The sequence below is a fragment of the Mesorhizobium sp. P2_F8 genome (genome assembly GCF_056403655.1).
On record NZ_JBFUFB010000062.1, the window covers coordinates 1 to 4,656 of the forward strand.

1 protein-coding gene is annotated in these 4,656 nt (G+C 54.2%); it reads left to right on the plus strand.

Annotation, left to right across the window (positions count from 1 at the left end; all coding sequences use genetic code 11):
- Window positions 1–4,656, plus strand: a 4,656-nt coding sequence (locus AC1DZP_RS35645) for a beta strand repeat-containing protein (RefSeq protein WP_477308971.1), incomplete at both ends; no start/stop codon positions are given.

Consider the following 4,656-nt stretch of genomic DNA (forward strand, 5'->3'; position numbering starts at 1 on the left):
CGATCAATCTGGGACTTGGTTCCAACGACACAATCGCTCTTACCTCGACCGATCAATCTGGGACTTGGTTCCAACGACACAATCGCTCTTACCTCGACCTCCGCTGATCTGAACACGTTGGGAGCGGTTAACGCGTCGATACAAGGCGTCGAAGCGATCTCCGCAGCCACAGCATTGGCCGGCGTCACTATCAACTTGAGTGGGCAGAGTGAAGGCTTCGTCATCACCGGCAGCGGGGGTGGAGACATTCTGACAGGCGGTGGAAGTAACGACGTCATCACCGGCGGCGCCGGCGCCGACAATTTGGTTGGCGGATTTGGCGACGATACCTTTGTTCTTACTACACCGTCAGACTTGGCTTTCGGGGAAATAATTAATGGAACCGCCGAGGCGGGCGCCAAGAATGACGGGCTCAGGTTGAGCACCGCGGGTGTCTATGATTTCTCATCCTTTACCACTATCAGTAACATTGACAGAATAACTTTTGATCAAAACAACTCAGGATATAATTTGACTGTATCAGATAGTCTTCTATCCACGTCTGTTGGTCGCTCAATGTATATTTCTTCTCTTATTCCTTTGACAAATGGCGTAATAATCAACGCAGCAGGCCTGACAGGCTCCAACAAGATATCCGTCGGCGGCGCAGATTTTGGCGGCACTGACACGATATATGGTGGCGCGGGTAATGACGATTTCAGGTCAGGCGCCGGCAGCGATTTCATTAATGGGAATGGCGGCATTGATAGTATTGACGGAGGAAGTGAGGCTGACACTCTTATTGGTGGCTCGGGGAGCGACACTATAATTGTCGATGTTTCATCCGATCTCGTCGCTGGAGAAATCATTGACGGCACGGCGGAGGCATCAACAATTGATACGCTGCTTCTTGGAGACGGCGCATATAATTTGTCGACCGTCACGACTATATCCAATATTGATGTCATCCGATACAATGTTAGTTCTGGTTTTAGCATAACTCTTTCAAACAACGAGGTATCTACCGCAGACTATAACAAGGACGCGACTGGGGGCGATATTCTCTTACAAGCTTACATTTCCAGCGCTGTCGGCGTAACCATCAATGCAGGCGGTCTTACAGGGGCTAACCGTGTTTACGCATTGGGCAGCCTGGGTGCCGATACAATCAGTGGCGGCGCTGGCAGCGACACAATTATCGGCGATGCGGGCAGCGACTCGATTACGGGTGGTGCTGGTGATGACACTATTATTGGCAGTGCTGGCGCAGATATCGTGATAGGCGGGCTAGGGGCTGACACTTTCGTCATTACTGCTTTGAATGACTTGGCGGCGGGCGAGACTATCAACGGTACGGCGGAGGCCGCAACCTTCGACACGTTGCGGCTTGATGCTGCGGGCATCTATGACCTCGCCAACTTCGGCATCACAAATATCGACGCGCTCACGCTAAACCAAAACGCGGCTGGTTTTAGCATTTCGCTCGGAGACAGTATGGTGTCCGCCGCGAACTACGGCGGCGTTGGCTACATGCTGATTGACTCCGCCATAACCCTTACCACCGGTATTAGGCTCGACGGATCGGGCCTCAGCAGTTCCAGTCATATCTATGTCCGCGGTTCCAATTGGGACGGCGGTAACGTCATCACTGGGGGCAACGCCAGCGACACGATTTACAGCGGCGCGGGTAGCGACGTCATAAATGGTGGTGCAGGGATCGACGTAATTTACGGCGGCCAGGGAGTCGATACGATAAATGGCGGCGACGGCGACGATCGCATGGGGGGCGGCGCGGGGGCGGACAACCTGATCGGTGGTCAGGGTGCAGATACTTTCGAGTTCTACAGCGCTTCTGAGTTCTCAACGAACGAACAAATCGATGGCACCGCGGAAGCGGGGACACTGGACACGATCCAATTCAATTCAGCCGAGACATACAACCTGTCGGCGAACACGACAATTAGAAATATCGATCAAGTTACGTTGGGAAACATTTTTGGCACTGGCTTCAATCTTACTCTGGCCGACAGTCAAGTTTCTTCTGCCGATGCAGATGGTGACGGCATTGGCGGTGACGTGGTCATTAAAGCGGACAACCTTTTAATAGACAATGGCGTTACAATCAATTGCTCCGGTCTTACGGGATCCAACCGCATTACCGTTGACGGAACTAGACTATTTGGTAGCGATTTCATCTATGGCGGTGCTGGTAATGATGTTCTTGATGGTGGAACTGGGGCTGATACCATAAATGGTGGTGCCGGTAATGATACAATCATCGGTGGTTTCCACAACGACAACCTGACCGGCGGCATCGGAGCCGATACATTCGTTCTTCGTGCAAACTTCGACCTCACGGTAGGCGAAGTGATTGACGGCACCGCGGAAGCCGGCACGCAGGATACGCTGCGGCTTGATGCGGCGGGCAGCTATGATTTTTTGAGCATTACTACCATTGCCAATATCGACACTCTCACGATAAGCCAGGATGCAACAGGCTTCAGTCTGACTATTTCGGACAGCCAAGTTTCGACTGCCGATGCCGACATGAACAACACGTTGGGGGACCTGTTAATCAGATCTGCCGTTGCAATGACCAATGGCGTGACGATCAATGCTTCCAATCTCTTTGGTACCAATCGCATCACGGTGGACGGCACTAATCTCGGTGGCAGCGACATCATTACAGGTGGCGCAGGCTCCGATACGATTGCCGGTGGTGCGGGTGCGGATGCACTAACCGGTGGCGATGGCAATGATGTCTTCAACCTGTCCTTCGCGGATGCGGTTTCGGGCGAAACACTAGATGGTGGCAACGATATTGATACTATCCGCATTACCGATGGCAGCGGTCATAGTGGAAACTCATTTGGCCAAGGTGTTATCCTGGCCGTCGAGACACTAAGCAGCATCGAACGCCTGGAATTTGCTACCACAGCCTCGCCCAATTTCTGGCATCAGGTAATCATCAACGCCAGCCAGATTGGCAGCGGGCTATCAAGCTCACTTGAAGTGCAGGGCGATGCCAACGGAAATATTATGATTGTCCGCGTTGATGCTGATAAGTCAGCGTCGTTGGCGAGCTGGACGTTCTCTGGATTTGGTTCCAACAACGGTGCTAGTGATCAGCTTTATCTAACCGGTTCCACAGGGGCCGAGACGATCACCGGATCGTCTTACGGAGACGTGATTGGTGGGGGTGCCGGTAATGACTATCTTACTGGTGGTGGCGGCGATGATGTCATCGACGGTGGTAATGGTACTGGTGATACAGCCATCTACACTGGCGCCTGGTTAGACTATACGGTGACCGACAATGGCGGTGGCTCGTACACTATTGCCGACAACCGGGCACTCTCGCCCGACGGCACCGACACGGTGAGCAATGTCGAGAATTTCACCTTCTCTAATGGGACTTTTACAGCAAGACAGATTGCCAATGACCAGCCGACGCTGGCCATTGCCGACACTTCGGGTGGTATGACCGAGGGCGACGGTACGGCGGCCTTGAGCGACAGCGGGGTGCTGAGCTTTGCCGATCTCGATGCCACCGACGTGGTGACGGTATCGGAGACCTCCAACGCCGACATCGTCTGGAGCGGCGGCCCGCTGAGTGCGGCGCTGGCAGCCACGCTGGTTGCGGGCTTCAGCGTGGACCAGGACAGCTGGGACTATACCACCAACGCCAACCTCGATTTTCTCGGTGCGGGCGAGACCATCACCTTTTCGTACAACGTAGTTGCCACCGACGACAGCGGTGCACCCAATGCCGTATCTGCTGTCAAGACGGTGACCATCACTATCAATGGTACCAATGACGGGCCGGTTGCCACGAGTGACATCGGGGCGGGCGATCCTCCCACTCTGCCGTCCAACCTCATTGCTCGATGGTCAGCTGATGGGACCACCGACGATGTTGTGGGCGATAATGATGGCGTACTGCAGAATGGTGCCTCATTTGCGACCGGTAAGTTCGGGCAGGCATTTAGTTTTGACGGCATCGATGATTACTTCGCAGCATCCACCATAGGATTTCCAGTTGGAAACAGTGACCGAACGCTTTCAGTTTGGGTGAAGCCCGATGCATTTGTGAGCAGCGAGGCCTTTTTTGCAAGTTATGGAAACTTTGGATCATATGGGCAACTCTACGGACTAGGCGTAGGTGCGTCCGGCAGTCCGCTTTTCTTTACGCAATGGGGCAACGCGGTGTTCGGCCCCACCCTTGAAGCCGGACAATGGTATAATGTTGCTGTTACCAACGTCGGCGACTCGGTGACCTTGTATTTGGATGGAGTCGCCGTCGGCTCAGGCTCGCTGACTATCGATACCCCAGCGGGTACAGAGCTTTATGCCGGTACGATTCCCGGGGCCTTCGGGGGTAGCCGAAAATTGCAGGGCCAGGTGGATGACATTCAGCTCTACGATCGCGCTCTCACTGCCCAAGAAATCCAGTCCATCCACAATGCCGCTTTGCCCACCGGCAACGTGCTCGACAATGATACCGACGTTGACCACGGCGACAGCATATCGGTGATTGGTGTTGCGGCAGGCACGTCGGCTGGAGATGTTTCGGGCCAGGTCGGATCAGCTGTTGTCGGCACCTATGGCGCTCTGACCCTCGGTTCGGACGGCGCCTGGAGCTACGAACGCGACAACAATGATCCCGATACACAACAG